Genomic DNA, 14,886 nt, shown 5'->3' on the forward strand with positions numbered 1-14,886 from the left:
GCTGGCCCGGCCGTGACCGGGCCCGCACGAACGGCCGTGGCCGGGCGCGGGCGTGCACGGACGGGCGTGCACGGACGGGCGTCGGGGACCGGCGCCCGTCCGGTCACCGGCTGACGGACGTCCGGCACCGGGGCCGGACGCCCTTCCCGCACGCGCGATGCCCGGCGCGGGTTACTTCCGGGGGGCGGCCGCCCCGTCGGCGACGGGCTCGGCCGCCACCGCGTCCGGGTCGGGCGCTTCCTCGAAGTTCACCCGGCCCATGTGGCGGTTCATCGACTTCATCAGGGCCCACACGCCGACGGCGAGCGCCGCGAAGACGAGGAAGCCGAGGACGCCGGGGGTGACCTTGTTCTTGTCGAGCTCTTCGGCGGCGAGCGGGACGAGGTGCGTCAGTGCCTGGGTCGCGTACATATCAGGCATTGTCGCGGATGCCCGCGAAGAGGTCGCTCTCGGGGAGGGAGGTATCGACCAGAGACTTCGCCAGCTCGTACTCCTCGGTGGGCCAGACCTCGCGCTGAATGTCCATCGGGACGCGGAACCAGCCGCCCTCGGGGTCGATCTGCGTGGCGTGCGCGATGAGCGCCTTGTCGCGGATCTCGTAGAACTCGTCGCAGGGAACGTGCGTGGTCAGCGTGCGCTCCACGCGCTCGAACTCCTCCCAGCGCTCCAGCCACTCGCCGTACGGGGACTCCAGGCCCCGGGCGAGGAGCGCCTCGTGCAGGGCGACGGTGCGCGGCCGGTTGAAGCCCTGGTTGTAGTAGAGCTTCCGCGGCGTCCAGACCGGGCCGAACTCGTCCTCCGGGAACCGCTCCGCGTCGGCCGCACCGTCGAACGCGATCATCGAGATCGTGTGCGTCATGATGTGGTCGGGGTGCGGGTAGCCGCCGTTCTCGTCGTACGTGGTGATGACCTGCGGCCGGAACGCGCGGATCTTCGCCACCAGGCGCCCCGCGGCGACCTCGGGGTCCTCCAGGGCGAAGCAGCCCTCGGGCAGCGGCGGCAGCGGGTCGCCCTCGGGGAGCCCCGAGTCGACGAAGCCGAGCCACTCCTGCTGGACGCCCAGGATCTCCCTGGCCTCGTCCATCTCCTTCTTGCGCACCTCGTGGATGTTCTTCTCGATGTACGCGTCGCCCTGGAGCTTCGGGTTGAGGATGGAGCCGCGCTCGCCTCCCGTGCAGGTCACGACCAGCACGTCCACCCCCTCGGACACGTACTTGGCCATGGTGGCCGCGCCCTTGCTCGACTCGTCGTCGGGGTGGGCGTGAACGGCCATCAGTCGCAGCTGCTCAGTCAAAGCTCGATCCTCAGTCATTGGTCGCTCTGGTCGATCATGGGTCGGTCAGGCCGGTCCGGGTCGCTGTCGGAGCCGGTCCGGGTCTCTGTCTCAAGAGGTGCCGCGCCCGCGCGGCATCGATGTGGGGCGCGGTCGGGCGCCGGGCGGGCGGCTTCTATAGTGACTGAACGAGGGGCCGGAAAATTCCTCGATGCCCGGTCCGGAGGGAACGATCATGACGACGGTTCGTGAGGCCCTGCCCGAGGGGCGGTACGGCCGGACCGAGGATCAGCGTGCGGACCGCAAGCTGAAGATCGTCGGATCGGTCCTGGGCGTCGCCCTGCTCGGCGTGATCGGGTGGATCGGCTTCGACTACGTGGGCGGCCAGGGCATCAGCGCCGAGATGATCAAGTTCAAGGTCGTCTCCGACGCGCGGGCCGATGTCCACCTGGAGGTCCGCAAGGACCGCGAGGGCCACGGCTACTGCCTGGTGCGGGCGCTCAGCGAGGACGGCTCCGAGGTGGGCCGCAAGGAGGTCCGCTTCGACCGGGCCGTGGACCGGATCGACGAGGTCGTGACCGTGGTGACCCGGTCCAGGGCGACCGCGGTCGAGCCGATGGGCTGCACCGCCGACGACGGCCCGACCGGCTGATCCCAGCCGCACCCCCTGTGACCTGTGACGATGCAGGTCACATCGGCCGGGCGGGGGGTGTGACGGTTTACCTTCTCCCCCTTTTCCTGCGGAATTGTTAGGCTCGTGGTTTCGCCCACCCACAGAGGCACATGCTTCTGGGTAGGGCGTTGCTTTGTATTCCCAGCACTTCCCAGCACCGACGAGGAGCACCCTGTGACCCAGACCAGCGAAAACGTCACCTGGCTCACGCAGGAGGCGTACAACCAGCTCAAGGCCGAGCTGGAGCACCTGTCTGGTCCCGCGCGCACGGAGATCGCCGTCAAGATCGCGGCGGCCCGTGAGGAGGGTGACCTCCGGGAGAACGGCGGGTACCACGCGGCCAAGGAGGAGCAGGGCAAGATGGAGCTGCGGGTGCGCCAGCTGACCCAGCTCCTGGAGCACGCGAAGGTCGGCGAGGCGCCGGCCGACGACGGCGTGGTCGAGCCCGGCATGGTCGTCACGATCGCCTTCGACGGCGACGAGAGCGACACGCTGACCTTCCTGCTCGCCTCCCGCGAGTACGCCAGCGCGGACATCGAGACGTACTCCCCGCAGTCCCCGCTCGGCCTCGGCGTGAACGGCAAGCGCACGGGCGACGACGCGGACTACGAGCTGCCGAACGGCAAGACGGCCTCGGTGAGGATCCTGGCGGCGAAGCCCTACGCCGGCTGATCCGGCCGGTCACGACGGAACGACGCGGGAGCCCCGGCCGGGTACGGCCGGGGCTCCCGTGCGTCGTCGCCCCTACCCGGGTCGCTCCCCCGGACCGGGTCAGGAGCAGTCGCCGCTGCGGCCGAGGGTCTTCTCGGGCGTCACGCCGGGGCGGGTCCACTGCGGGGTGGGGCGGCTGGCCTCGCCCCAGCTCGCGGTCCCGTCCGCGTCGGTGCGCCAGTACCAGCAGGCCTGGCCGCCCTCGCCCGGATACCCCTCCCGGACGCTGCCGATCGCGGGCCGCCCCTCGGGCCGGTCCTCCCACGCCTCGCCGCGGCCGTAGGGCGTCAGGTCGAGCAGGCCGAAGGAGCCGTTGGCCGACTCGATTCCGCGGCCCGTCGTGGAGTAGGTGAGGAACACCCGCCCGCCGTCGCGCAGGAAGCAGGCGAGGTGTCCCATTTCGCCGCCGATCGGCGCGTCCAGGCCCCGCACCGAGTACCAGGGCTGGGTGTAGCCCATGAACGCGGTGTAGGCGGCCACCTCTTCCCAGGACCCCGTGGTCAGGACGGCGTACGAGACGCCCCGGGCGTTGAGGTAGACGGCGTCCTTCATGTGCCAGACCGCGTCGGTGCAGCCCTCGCACTGGCCCTGGTGCGGTGCGCCGTCGTACCACATGTGCTGGTACACGACGAGCTCCCGGCGGCCCTGGAAGAGGTCCAGGAACGGGACCGGGCCCTCGGGTCCGACGACCTCGGCCGTCCCGTCGACCTCCACCATCGGCAGTCGGCGGCGGGCCGCGGCGAGCGCGTCGCCCTGGCGGGTGTGGGCCTTCTCGCGGACCAGGAGCTCGTCCCGGGCGGCCTGCCAGGTGGCGAGGTCGACGACGGGCGGGGCGCCGGGCAGCTCGGTGGCCGGGTCGTCCGGTGCGGTGGTCATGGTGTCCTCCCTGGTGTCGCGTGCCGGGGGATGCCGCGGTCACGGGGGACGCCCGGGCCGTCGTGCGACGCCCGGCGGCGCCCACCAGTACGGACTCGCGGCGCCGCCGGAACTCATCGCGACGCCCGGGGCGGGCGTCAGACGGCGGCCGAGCGGTACTTGCGGACCGCGAGGGTGCGGAAGACCACGATGATCAGCACGGACCAGATGACCGAGGCGAGGATCGGGTGCTCCATCGGCCAGGCCCCGGTGACGGACTTCGGCACGCCCGGCATCGTGTTCCCGAAGAGCTCGCGGGCCCCCGCCACCGTGGCGCTGAACGGGTTCCACTCGGCGACGTGCTGGAGGAACGTCGGCATGCCGGTGACCGGCACGAAGGCGTTCGAGATGAACGTCAGCGGGAACAGCCAGATCAGCCCGCCGGAGGTCGCCGCCTCCGGGGTCCGCACGGACAGGCCGATCAGGGCGCCGATCCAGGAGAACGCGTAGCCCAGGAGGAGCAGCAGCAGGAAGCCGCAGATCACCTTGGCGAGGTTCTCGTGGGTGCGCCAGCCGACGATCAGGGCGACTCCCGCGAGCACGACGAGGGTGAGCGTGGTCTGGACGAGGTCGGCGAGCGTCCGTCCGGTGAGGACCGCACCCCGGGCCATGGGCAGCGACCGGAAGCGGTCGATGAGCCCCTTGTGCATGTCGTCGGCGATGCCGGCACCGGCGCCCGCCGTGGCGAAGGTGACGGTCTGGGCGAAGATGCCCGCCATCAGGAACTCCTTGTACAGCTGCGGGTCGGTGGAACCGCCGATGCTGATGGAGCCGCCGAAGACGTAGGTGAAGAGCACCACGAACATGATCGGCTGGATCAGCCCGAAGATCACCATCTCGGGGATCCGGGTCATCCGGATCAGGTTCCGTTTGGCGACGACGAGGGAGTCCCTCACGGACTTCGTGATGCCCCCGGCGGGACGGGGAACCAGTGCGGGGGCGTCCTTGGCGATCGCGCTCACCGGGTGTCCTCCTTGCTCCGGGCGTCGGTGGAACGTTCCGCTTGAGCCCGGGCGGACTCCTCGTCCCCGTTCTCGTGCACCTCGGCCGCATGGCCGGTGAGGGAGAGGAAGACGTCGTCGAGAGTGGGCCTGCGCAGGGCGATGTCGTCGATCTCCACGCCCTGGGCGTCCAGGTCGCGGATGATCTCGGCCAGCAGCTTGGCCCCGCCGCTGACCGGGACGGTCAGCTTCCGGGAGAGCTGGACGACGGTGACCTCGCCCTTGCCGAGGGCGGTCAGCACGGACCGGGCGCGCTCGATCTCGTCCGGGCGGTGCACGACGACCTCGACGCGCTCGCCGCCGGTGCGGGCCTTCAGCTGGTCGGAGGTGCCGCGGGCGATGACCTTGCCGTGGTCGATGACGCAGATGTCGTGGGCGAGGCGGTCGGCCTCCTCCAGATACTGCGTGGTCAGCAGCAGGGTCGTACCGCCCGCCACCAGATCCTCGATCACGTCCCAGAGCTGCTGCCGGTTGCGCGGGTCGAGGCCGGTCGTCGGCTCGTCCATGAACATCACGGGCGGCGACACGACGAGCGCCGCCGCGAGGTCGAGGCGCCGGCGCATACCGCCGGAGTACGTCTTGGCGGTGCGGTCGGCGGCGTCGCCGAGGTTGAACCGGTCCAGCAGGACGCCCGCCCGGGCCTTCGCGTCCCGGGCGGTCAGCTGGTAGAGCTGCCCGACCATCTGGAGGTTCTCCCGGCCGGTCAGATACTCGTCGACCGCGGCGAACTGTCCGGAGAGCCCGATCGAGCGGCGTACGTCGTCGGGCTTCTTCAGTACGTCGATCCCGGCCACGAACGCCGTGCCGCTGTCCGGGCGCAGCAGTGTGGTCAGCACGCGTACGGCGGTGGTCTTGCCCGCGCCGTTGGGCCCGAGCAGCCCGAGGACCGTGCCCTCGGGGACATCGAGGTCGACGCCGTCGAGGGCTCGTACGTCGCCGAAGGTCTTCACCAGTCCTTCGGCGTGGATCGCACCTGGCATGGAGAGGCTCCCCCGTCACTCGCGGATGGTGTCGTGGCGGCTTTCCGGTCCGATCCTAGGATCGGCGGGCCCCCACCGCCCGGTGAACGGGCACATCGCGGCCACCCGGCACGGGAGCGGCCCTTCCGGGCGGGTTCCTCAGCCCATCACCCGGAAGCCCGCCGCCCGCAGCGCCGCCTCGACCTCCGCGCAGTGCTGCGGCCCCTTCGTCTCCAGGTGCAGGTCGACCTCCGCCTCGGTCAGACCGAGGCGCGGATCGGTGCGCACATGGCTGATGTCGAGGACGTTGGCGTCGGCCACGGTCAGCGCGGCCAGCAGGGCGGCCAGCGCTCCCGGGCGGTCGGTCAGACGCAGCCGCAGGCTCAGGTAGCGGCCCGCGGCGGACATTCCGTGCCGCAGGATGCGCTGCATCAGCAGGGGGTCGACGTTGCCGCCGGACAGCACGGCCACCACCGGCCCCCGGAACGCCTTCGGGTCGCTGAGCAGCGCGGCCACCGGGCTGGCCCCGGCCGGCTCCACGACCAGCTTGGCCCGCTCCAGGCAGAGCAGCAGCGCACTGGACAGCTCGTCCTCGGTGACCGTGCGGACCTCGTCGACCAGCTCCTCGATCAGTGCGAACGGTACGTCGCCGGGGCGGCCCACCTTGATGCCGTCGGCCATCGTGGCCGGGGAGTCGAGCGAGACGGGGTGCCCGGCGGCCAGGGAGGGCGGGTAGCAGGCGGCGCCCTCGGCCTGGACGCCGACGATCCGGACGTCGGGGCGCAGGGCCTTCACCGCGACGGCGACGCCCGCGGCGAAACCGCCGCCGCCGATGCCGAGGACGATCGTGCGGACCTCGGGGCACTGCTCCAGGATCTCCAGCCCGACGGTGCCCTGGCCCGCGATGATGTCGGGGTGGTCGAAGGGGTGGATGAAGACCGCGCCGGTCTCCTCCGCGTACCGCTGGGCCGCGGCGAGGGTCTCGTCGACGACCTGGCCGTGCAGCCGCACCTCGGCCCCGTACTCCCGGGTCGCGGCGACCTTGGGCAGGGGCGCCCCGACGGGCATGAAGACCGTGGAGCGCACGCCGAGGAGGGACGAGGCGAGGGCGACGCCCTGGGCGTGGTTCCCGGCGCTGGCGGCGACCACCCCGGCCGCCCGTTCCACCGGGGTGAGGCCGGAGATCCGGACGTAGGCGCCGCGCAGCTTGAAGGAGCCGGTGCGCTGGAGGTTCTCGCACTTGAGGTGGACCGGGGAGCCGACCAGCTCGGTCAGATGACGGCTTCCCTCCAGGGCGGTCACCCTCGCCACCCCCGACAGCATTTTCTGTGCGCCCCGGACGTCGTCGAGGATCAGGGCCGGGTGGGGGGCGGTCGTGCGGAAGCTCATGTCCGCAAGTCTTGCAGCTCGGACACCGCTCGGCAGACTTGTCTCATGGGGGCCTGCGGTGGTGTCCGCAGGTTTGTGCGGCACTGGTACGCGTTGCCCCGGGGCCGCGTACTCTGTCCCCCACCCACCCGACACCGCACGAAGAGAGCCCCCGGCCATGCCCCCTCAGGACATGACGACTGCTGCGTCTCCTTCCGGGGGCGCCGTCCCCGAACACCCGGGCCCCGACCGCCTGCTGGACTCGCTCCAGCACCAGGTGGCGGTCTTCGCCCGACGTGCCGAGCAGACCCGCCTCGGCGGTGTCGGCCAGGTCCGCAACTCGATGGACCGGGCGGCGTATCTGCTGCTGAACCGGCTGGACCGGGAAGGTCCGATGGGCGTCAAGGCGCTGGCTGCCGGGATGGGCATCGACTCCTCGACGGTGACGCGGCAGGTCGCGCCGCTCGTCGACACCGGTCTGGTCAAGCGCACCTCGCACCCGGAGGACGGCAGGGCCGTGGTGCTCCAGCTCTCGCCGCGCGGCCAGGCCCGCCTCGACGAGGTCCGGGCCTCGCGGCGCGAGCTGATGTCCCAGGTGACGGACGGCTGGTCGCAGGAGGAGCGGGACACGTTCTGCGCCCTGCTCACCCGGTTCAACTCCTCCCTCGCCGCCCGGCAGGCGGCGCACCACCCGCCGCAGTCCGACTGACGACGAGAGCGCCGCGTCCGGCCTCTTGACCGGGGCGGTGCGCCGGGGCTCGTATGTGGTCCATGGCAGAGCGGGCGACCCACCGGGACCGGCTCCGCGCCCTGGAGTTCGAGGCCTTCGTGGCGGGCGCGGGCGGACGCCTGCTGCACACGGCGACGCTGCTCACCGGCGAACCGTCGCACCCGCCGGGCGCGTATCCGCGGGCCGAGCGGCTGCTGTACGAGGCGCTCGCCCGTACGTACGCCGACTGGGACCGGCTGCACGGCGGCGACCCCTACGACCGGGCCCGCCGGGAGCTGGCCCTCCGGTTCGCCCGGGAGGCCCGGCGCCACCAGCGGCCGCGCGGCGGTCTGCTGGACCGGCTGACGCCCGTCGAGCGGCTCGTTCTCGTCCTGCGGATGTACGAGGAGGTCGGCGAGGAACAGACGGCAGCGCTGCTCGGGCTGCCGGCCGACCGGGTCCGCGCGGTCACCGCCCGGGCGGTGGCGACGCTGCGCGCGGGTGGGCGGCGGCCCGGGGCGGCGCCCACCGCCCCGCACGGTACGGCCGGGCCGCGGCCGGCCCCGGACTCCCGGGCGACACCGTGAGCGCCGGCCGCCGGGACCCGCGCGAGGAGCAGGTCCGCCGCATGCTGGACGGCCCGCACCCGGCCCTGCCGCCGGACCTGGCCGCGCGGGCGGTCCGGCGCGGCGGACGGCGCCTGCGGCAGCGCCGGGCGGTACAACGGACGGCGGGCTGGCTGCTGGCGGTGGTGCTCGCGGTGTTCCTCGTCTGGGTCGGGGTCGAGCAGCCGTGGGCGACCGAGCCCGCGCAGGTCACTCCGCCGTTGGAGGGCTGGTGAGCCGTTGGGGTCCGCCCCCCTGCGGGCCTACGCTGGAGGGGTCGGTCGTCGAACGAGCCGAGGAGGCCGTGATGACGAGGAAGATCGCTGACTGCCGCAAGTATCCGAGCGAGATGAACTGCACCCTCACCATCGCCGGTGAGGAGGACGAGGTCGTCCGGGCCGCGAGCGAGCACGCCGCGTCGGTCCATGGACACGAGAACAATCCCGAACTGCGTGAGCAGATCAGGGGCATGCTGGAGGACGAGAGGGTGAGCGTCTGAACGTGCGGGGCGCCCACCGGTTCCGGCGGGCGCCCCTGGTGTTCCGTGCTCAGGGCTCCGGGATCAGCCCAGTGCCTGGGTGAGGTCGGCGATCAGGTCGTCGCCGTTCTCGATGCCGACGGAGAGCCGGACCAGGTCGGCCGGGACCTCCAGCGGGGAGCCCGCGGCGGAGGCGTGCGTCATCCGGCCCGGGTGCTCCAGGAGGGACTCCACCCCGCCGAGGGACTCGCCGAGCGTGAAGAGCTTCGCCCGGTTGCAGACCTCGACCGCCGCCTCCTCGCCGCCCGCGACGCGGAAGGACACCATGCCGCCGAAGGCCTTCATCTGCTTGGCGGCGACCTCGTGGCCGGGGTGCTCGGGCAGGCCCGGGTAGAGGACCTGGGAGACCTTGGGGTGCCGGGTCAGCAGGTCGGCGACCTTGGTCGCGTTCTCGGTGTGCCGGTCCATGCGGACGGCGAGGGTCTTGATGCCGCGCAGCACGAGCCAGGCGTCGAAGGGTCCGGCGACCGCGCCCATGGCGTTCTGGTGGTACGCCAGTTCCTCGGCGAGCTCCGGGTCGCTGACGACGAGCGCGCCGCCGACGACGTCGGAGTGGCCGCCCATGTACTTCGTGGTGGAGTGCACGACGACGTCCGCGCCGAGCGCGAGGGGCTGCTGCAGGTAGGGGGAGGCGAACGTGTTGTCGACGACGAGGCGGGCCCCGGCCTGCCGCGCGACCTGCGCCACGGCGGCGATGTCGGTGATGCCGAGCAGCGGGTTGGACGGGGTCTCCACCCAGATCGCCTTGGTGCGCGGGGTGAGCGCGGCCCGTACGGCGGCCACGTCCGAGGTGTCGGCCACCGAGAACTCCACGCCCCACCGCGAGGCGACCTTCGCGAACAGCCGGAACGTGCCGCCGTAGGCGTCGTTCGGGATGACCACGTGGTCGCCGGGGGTCAGCAGCGTACGCAGGAGGCAGTCCTCGGCGGCGAGGCCGGAGGCGAAGGCGAGGCCGCGGCGGCCGCCTTCGAGGGCCGCGAGGTTCTCCTCCAGCGCGGTGCGGGTCGGGTTGGCGCTGCGGCTGTACTCGTAGCCGCCGCGCAGTCCGCCCACGCCGTCCTGCTTGTACGTGGAGACCTGGTAGATCGGCGGAACCACCGCGCCGGTGAGGGGGTCGGCGGTGTTCCCCGCGTGGATGGCGAGGGTTTCGAAGCTGTGCTGGTCGCTCATGAGGCCCGAGCGTAGTTCCTGGCGGAGGCCCTTACCGGCCACTCGCCGCTCCGGGGACAATGGAGCCATGGAGATTCTGTTGTTCCTGCTCGCGATGTGCCTGTTCGCGGCGGTCGTAGGCCCCTGGGTCATGCGCCGCCGGGGCGGTATCCGCCAGGTCGCCCCCGGTTCGCCGGACGCCGCCGATCCGGACACGTACGGCTTCGCCCGCCAGGAGGAGCTGGACGTCCGGATGCCCGGCCCCGACCAGGACCTCCTGGACGTGCTCGACGTCGTCCAGGGCACCCAGGACTGGCGGGCGGCCTCCCAGCTGCTCGCGGGGACGCCGAAGGAGGGCGAGGTCCGCTGGCAGCGGATCCAGGCCTTCGCGGGCGCGGCCTCGCTGGAGCTGGCGCAGCGGCCCGGGGTGGGCGGCGCGTGGCTGCGGACCTGGCGCGCGGAGTCCCCGAAGGACGCGGGCGGGGCGGCGGTGCACGCGGAGTTCCTGGTGCAGCAGGCGTGGCGGTCCTCGTCGGCGGGGAGCGACGACTTCCGGATTATTCTGGAGGAGGCCCGCACGGTCTGCGGCGAGGCGGCCCTCCTGGCGCCGGGCGACCCCGTCCCGTACATCGTGGAGCTGGCGGTGGCCCGGGGGCTCGGCTACACCCCCGAGCAGTTCGACCAGCTCTGGGCGAAGATCATCGACCGGGCTCCGGCCCATATGGGCGCGCATATCGCGGCGTTGCACTTCCACTCCGAGAGGTGGCACGGCTCGCGCGCGGAGGCCGACGCCTTCGCCACGGCCGCCGCCGCGCGCGCCCCGCAGGGCTCGCTGCTCGCGGCGCTGCCGCTGTTCGCGGTGTACGAGCACCTGCCGGAGGTCAACCTCGTGCAGGGCTTCTACCGGGGCCAGGTGGTGACCAAGGCGGTCGAGGGCGCGATGTTCGCGGTGCACGCGGCGCGGTCGGACGATCCGATGCTGGCCCATGTCCGCCATCTGCTGGTGCTGTTCCTGGTCCACATGGAGCGCTGGTCGGAGGCGATGCACCAGCTGATCCGGATCGACGGCCACGTGGGCGCGCTGCCGTGGACGGCGGACGCGGACCCGGCCGCGCAGTACACGGTCTACCGGGCGCTGGCGGTCGCCGGCTACGAGGCGAACGGCGGCAGCCCGGCGACGCTGCCGCACTGATCTCCGTACGGGGATCACGTCCTGGCGGGCGCGGGCGCGGGTTCAGGCGCGGGTGCGGGGGCCCGGCCTGCCGCCGTGGTCACCAGCGCACCGGCCACGAGAGCCGCGCCCGTCCCCATGACCGCCGTGACGCCGACGCGGTCCGCGACCAGTCCGCCGGCCAGCGCCCCGAGCGCGATGGCTCCGTTGAACACCCCGACGAACAGCGAGGAGGCGGCCTCGCGGGCGTCGGGGGCGGCGAGCAGCACCCAGGTCTGCGTGGCCACCGAGACACCGCCGTAGCCGAGGCCCCAGACCGCCATCAGTACGGCTGCGAGGGCGGGGGAACCGCCCAGCCACGGCAGAGCGGCCACGGTGGGCGCCAGGACCGTGCCGATCACCAGCAGCGTCGTGCGCGGTGAGCGGGCGGCTCCGGCCCCGGCGAGGAAGTTCCCGGCCACTCCGGCGATTCCGTACACCAGGAGCAGGGCGCCGATCGTGCCCGCTCCGACGCCGGTGACGTCCTCCAGGACCGGCCTGACGTAGGTGTACGCGGCGAAGTGCCCGGTGACGAGGAGGCCGACGACGAGGAGACCGGTGCGCAGCCGGGGGTCGCGGGTCAGCCGCAGCACCCCGCCGAGCGGAACCGTGCGCTCGGCGGGCAGCCGGGGCAGCAGGAGCGCCGCCGCGACCAGCACCACGGCCCCGAGCCCGGCGGCCGCCAGGAACGCGGCGCGCCAGCCCGCGAGGGCGCCGAGGTACGTTCCGGCGGGGACGCCCAGGACGGACGCCACGGCGATGCCGCTGAAGACCAGGGAGGTGGCGGCGCCGGCGGACTTCGCCGGGACCAGGCGCACCGCGAGCCCCGCCGCGACGGCCCAGACGCCGCCCATGCCGATGCCGACCAGGACGCGGGCGACGACCATGGTCCCGAAGTCCGGCGCCCAGGCCGCACCGAGGTTGCCGACGACCAGCACCGCGACCAGCACGCACAGGGCCGTACGCCGGTCGGCGCGGCCGAGCAGCGGGACGAGGGCGGGGGCCGAGAGGGCCGCGACGAGGCCGGTGATGGTCAGCGTCAGACCGGCCACGCCCTCCGGGACGCCGAGCGAGCGGCCCATCGGCGTGAGCAGCCCGACGGGCAGCATCTCGGACGTGACCACCGTGAACGTGCCGAGCGCGAGGGCCGCCACACCCGGCCAGCCGTTGCGGGAGGGCGCCGGGCGGGCGGCCCGGGCTGCTGAGGATTCCTGAACCTGCGTCATGTCCCCAGCCAATCGGGGGCGGGGGCCGGGAACAACGGCCGAACCCTCATCCTTCTATGAGGTGGACTCATCGATCCGGAGCTGATCCGGGCCAGGAAAGCGGGGCCGCATGAGCAACCCGGAGATCCGGGAGCTGGAGGCGTTCCTCGCGCTGGCCGAGGAGCTGCACTTCGGCCGGGCCGGAGAGCGGCTCTTTCTCTCGCAGAGCCGGATCAGCCAACTGCTGCGGGCCCTGGAGAGCAGGATCGGCGGCCGGCTGGTCGACCGCACGAGCCGCCGGGTCCGGCTCACCCCGCTCGGCGAACAGCTCCACGCGGGTCTGCGTCCCGCCTTCGACGCGATCGTCGCGACGATCGACGAGGTGCGGGAGGTGGCACGGGGCGTCGGCGGCGTGTTCCGCGTCGGTTTCCAGGGGACGGCGAACGACCCGTTCATGCGGGCGGTCACGGCCTTCCGGGACGGGCACCCCGACTGCGCCGCCGAGATCGTGGAGATCCCGCTCTCCGACCCGTTCGGCGCGGTGCACCGCGGGGAGGTGGACGCGGCGGTGGTGCTGATGCCGGTCCTGGACGACGCGCTGGTGCTCGGCCCGGTCTTCTCCGCCCGGCCGCTGACGCTCGCCGTCTCCGACCGGCACCCGTACGCGCGCCGCCCCGGCATCGACGCCGAGGACCTGGCGGGCTGCCCGCTCATCGGCGTCTCCGGGGCGGCCCCGGAGTACTGGCGGCTGGCCCAGGCCCCGGCCGTCACACCCGGCGGCCGCGCGATCCCGGCCGGGCCGGCGGTGAGCAGCCTGCAGGAGGGGTTGGCCCTGGTGCGGGCGGACCGGGGCGCGATGCTGCTGTGCGACCCGACGGCGGACTACTACGGCAGTCACGCGGTGGCCTTCGTCCCGGTGACCGGTCTCCCGGACTCGTCCCTCGCACTGGTGTGGCACCGGAACCACGAGACGGCCCGGACGCGGGGCTTCGCACGGGCACTGGCGTCCGCCGCCGCGTCCGCCGGATGAACGGCGGGGGCCGGTGGCGGGCACCCGGCCCCGCCCCTGCCCATGCCGCTGCCCCGGAATCCCGGTGGCCGCTCCCGTGTTGTACGTACCGAACACCGACCCCCGGAGGAGCCCCCGCATGTTCCTGAACCACCGCACCCCCGAGCTCCCCACCCCGGAGCAGGCCCTGCGCGGCCGCCCCGTCCCCGAATTCACCGTCCCCTCCCGCCACACGGTCCTCGGCAACCCCCTGGTGGGCCCGTATCCGGAGGGCCTGGAGGTGGCGGACTTCGCGCTGGGCTGTTTCTGGGGTGCCGAGCGGAAGTTCTGGCAGACCGAGGGCGTCTGGACGACGCTCGTGGGCTACCAGGGCGGCTACACGGAGAACCCCTCGTACGAGGAGGCCTGCTCGGGCCTGACCGGGCACACGGAGGCGGTACGCGTGGTCTTCGACCCGGCCGTCGTCCCGTACACGGAGCTGCTGAAGCTCTTCTGGGAGTCGCACAACCCGACCCAGGGCTTCCGCCAGGGCAACGACGTGGGCACCCAGTACCGCTCCGCGATCTACACCCACTCCCCCGCCCAGGCAGCGGCCGCCGACGCCTCCCGCGAGGCGTACCAGAAGGTCCTGACGGCGTCGGGCCACAAGGAGATCACCACGGAGATCCTCCCGGCCGAGGGCCGCCCGTTCTGGCCGGCGGAGGCGTACCACCAGCAGTACCTGGACAAGAACCCGGGCGGCTACTGCGGCATCGGCGGCACGGGCGTCTCCTGCCCGATCGGCGTGGCCCCGGTCGAGGGCTGATCCCGGGCCCTACGGCTCCCCCTGGCCGAGCATCGCCGGAAGCAGCCGCCGCAGCAGCCGTACGAACAGGGCGTCCCGGTCGGCCGGGGGCGGTGCGCCCGCCGCGGTGAGGGCGGCGAGCAGGTGCGGGTGGCGGCCCTCGGCGGCGACTGCGGCCAGGTGGGCCGCCCGGCCGGCCGGGTCGCCGGTGGACGGGGCGCCGGCGGGCGTCGCGGCGGCCTCGCGGCGGGCGAAGAGGACCGCCAGGCCGCCGAGGAGGCCGATGGCCTCCAGCTTCTGCCCGGCGGTGCCCGGCGCGGGGGCCAGGATGCCGAGCGCGTGGTCGAGGTAGTCGATCGCGTGCGGGCCCAGCACCTCGCCGCGCCGGTCGTTCAGATCGGCGAGCCACGGGTGCCGGACGTGGGCGTCCCTGGACTGGAGGGCCAGGCCGACGAGATCGTCCAGCCAGTCGCCGCCGGTGGCCCCGGAGAGGTCCAGTTCGCCCGCGACCGCGTCCGCCATGAGGTCCAGCAGCTCGTCCCGGCTCCCCACGTAGCGGTAGAGCGAGGCGGGTCCCGTGCCCAGCCTCTGCGCGAGCGCGCGCATCGACACGGCCGCCAGTCCCTCCGCGTCGGCGAGGGCGAGGGCGGCCGCCGCGATCTGGGGACGGCTCCGTTCGGGTGCGGGTCCACGCGCGCCCCGCTCGGGGCGTGACCATACGGTCGTCGGCCGGGTCTCGCGATCGGCCACGGGCCGCCACCTTCCCTTCAGGTCCCC

18 protein-coding genes are annotated in these 14,886 nt (G+C 73.2%); 9 read left to right on the forward strand and 9 right to left on the reverse strand.

Annotated elements, in window-relative coordinates:
* Positions 1–171: 171 nt before the first annotated feature.
* Together IE272_RS08085 and mca are read right to left on the reverse strand one after the other, a co-directional pair.
* Positions 172–411 carry a hypothetical protein gene (locus IE272_RS08085; protein ID WP_050360173.1) on the reverse strand — a complete coding sequence of 80 codons (240 nt, stop codon included), beginning with the start codon at positions 409–411 and terminating at the stop codon, positions 172–174.
* Between the two features lies 1 nt (position 412).
* The gene (gene mca / locus IE272_RS08090; protein ID WP_063739583.1) at positions 413–1,294 is read right to left on the reverse strand and encodes a mycothiol conjugate amidase Mca; all 882 of its coding nucleotides are present in this window, start codon (positions 1,292–1,294) and stop codon (positions 413–415) included.
* A 214-nt stretch (positions 1,295–1,508) separates the two neighbouring features.
* On the opposite strand from mca, the gene IE272_RS08095 reads away from it, so the two are divergent.
* Positions 1,509–1,925 (forward strand): DUF4307 domain-containing protein, encoded by a 417-nt coding sequence (locus tag IE272_RS08095; protein WP_007458364.1) that lies wholly within the window; start codon positions 1,509–1,511, stop codon positions 1,923–1,925.
* Between the two features lie 195 nt (positions 1,926–2,120).
* Entirely contained in the window at positions 2,121–2,618 is a 498-nt protein-coding gene (gene greA, locus IE272_RS08100; protein ID WP_050360174.1) for a transcription elongation factor GreA, read from the forward strand.
* A 99-nt stretch (positions 2,619–2,717) separates the two neighbouring features.
* Here greA and IE272_RS08105 read toward each other — a convergent pair whose 3' ends face one another.
* From IE272_RS08105 to ilvA, 4 genes are all read right to left on the reverse strand, one after another.
* Entirely contained in the window at positions 2,718–3,533 is an 816-nt protein-coding gene (locus IE272_RS08105; protein WP_050360175.1) for a DUF899 domain-containing protein, read from the reverse strand.
* Between the two features lie 137 nt (positions 3,534–3,670).
* Positions 3,671–4,534, reverse strand: a complete 864-nt coding sequence (locus IE272_RS08110) for an ABC transporter permease (protein WP_007458367.1) — start codon at positions 4,532–4,534, stop codon at positions 3,671–3,673.
* Positions 4,531–5,553 (reverse strand): ATP-binding cassette domain-containing protein, encoded by a 1,023-nt coding sequence (locus IE272_RS08115; RefSeq protein ID WP_050360176.1) that lies wholly within the window; start codon positions 5,551–5,553, stop codon positions 4,531–4,533. The genes IE272_RS08110 and IE272_RS08115 overlap by 4 nt, the downstream gene beginning before the upstream one ends.
* A 138-nt stretch (positions 5,554–5,691) precedes the next feature.
* Entirely contained in the window at positions 5,692–6,921 is a 1,230-nt protein-coding gene (gene ilvA / locus IE272_RS08120) for a threonine ammonia-lyase (protein WP_050360177.1), read from the reverse strand.
* 157 nt (positions 6,922–7,078) lie between these two features.
* Here ilvA and IE272_RS08125 point away from each other — a divergent pair, with 157 nt between their 5' ends.
* The 4 genes from IE272_RS08125 to IE272_RS08140 all read left to right on the forward strand — a co-directional run bounded on the left by IE272_RS08125 (position 7,079) and on the right by IE272_RS08140 (position 8,713).
* On the forward strand, positions 7,079–7,609 hold the full coding sequence (locus IE272_RS08125) for a MarR family winged helix-turn-helix transcriptional regulator (RefSeq protein ID WP_032794136.1): 531 nt from the start codon (positions 7,079–7,081) through the stop codon (positions 7,607–7,609).
* 62 nt (positions 7,610–7,671) lie between these two features.
* A complete protein-coding gene (locus IE272_RS08130; RefSeq protein ID WP_050360333.1) occupies positions 7,672–8,196 on the forward strand; it encodes a sigma factor-like helix-turn-helix DNA-binding protein in 525 nt (174 codons plus the stop codon).
* Entirely contained in the window at positions 8,193–8,450 is a 258-nt protein-coding gene (locus tag IE272_RS08135; protein WP_056700956.1) for a hypothetical protein, read from the forward strand. Before IE272_RS08130 ends, IE272_RS08135 begins: the two co-directional genes overlap by 4 nt.
* A 71-nt stretch (positions 8,451–8,521) precedes the next feature.
* On the forward strand, positions 8,522–8,713 hold the full coding sequence (locus tag IE272_RS08140; RefSeq protein ID WP_050360179.1) for a DUF1059 domain-containing protein: 192 nt from the start codon (positions 8,522–8,524) through the stop codon (positions 8,711–8,713).
* A gap of 63 nt (positions 8,714–8,776) precedes the next feature.
* On the opposite strand, the gene IE272_RS08145 is transcribed toward IE272_RS08140, so the two are convergent.
* Complete coding sequence (locus IE272_RS08145; protein ID WP_047178470.1) at positions 8,777–9,922, reverse strand: cystathionine gamma-synthase; 1,146 nt, start codon at positions 9,920–9,922, stop codon at positions 8,777–8,779.
* Between the two features lie 67 nt (positions 9,923–9,989).
* On the opposite strand from IE272_RS08145, the gene IE272_RS08150 reads away from it, so the two are divergent.
* A complete protein-coding gene (locus tag IE272_RS08150; RefSeq protein WP_056700960.1) occupies positions 9,990–11,093 on the forward strand; it encodes a hypothetical protein in 1,104 nt (367 codons plus the stop codon).
* A gap of 14 nt (positions 11,094–11,107) precedes the next feature.
* On the opposite strand, the gene IE272_RS08155 is transcribed toward IE272_RS08150, so the two are convergent.
* Entirely contained in the window at positions 11,108–12,337 is a 1,230-nt protein-coding gene (locus tag IE272_RS08155) for an MFS transporter (protein WP_056700961.1), read from the reverse strand.
* A 109-nt stretch (positions 12,338–12,446) separates the two neighbouring features.
* Between IE272_RS08155 and IE272_RS08160 the strand changes: the two genes are divergently transcribed.
* Positions 12,447–13,346, forward strand: coding sequence for a LysR family transcriptional regulator (locus IE272_RS08160; RefSeq protein ID WP_050360182.1), 900 nt, complete (start codon positions 12,447–12,449; stop codon positions 13,344–13,346).
* 118 nt (positions 13,347–13,464) lie between these two features.
* Complete coding sequence (msrA, locus tag IE272_RS08165) at positions 13,465–14,130, forward strand: peptide-methionine (S)-S-oxide reductase MsrA (protein WP_050360183.1); 666 nt, start codon at positions 13,465–13,467, stop codon at positions 14,128–14,130.
* A gap of 9 nt (positions 14,131–14,139) precedes the next feature.
* Here the strand turns inward: msrA and IE272_RS08170 are convergent, their stop codons facing one another.
* Positions 14,140–14,859: a TetR/AcrR family transcriptional regulator gene (locus IE272_RS08170; RefSeq protein WP_190006573.1), complete on the reverse strand. Its 720-nt coding sequence runs from the start codon at positions 14,857–14,859 to the stop codon at positions 14,140–14,142.
* Positions 14,860–14,886: the final 27 nt, after the last annotated feature.

Origin of the sequence: Streptomyces anulatus (assembly GCF_014650675.1) — a bacterium.
Lineage (GTDB): Bacteria > Actinomycetota > Actinomycetes > Streptomycetales > Streptomycetaceae > Streptomyces > Streptomyces anulatus.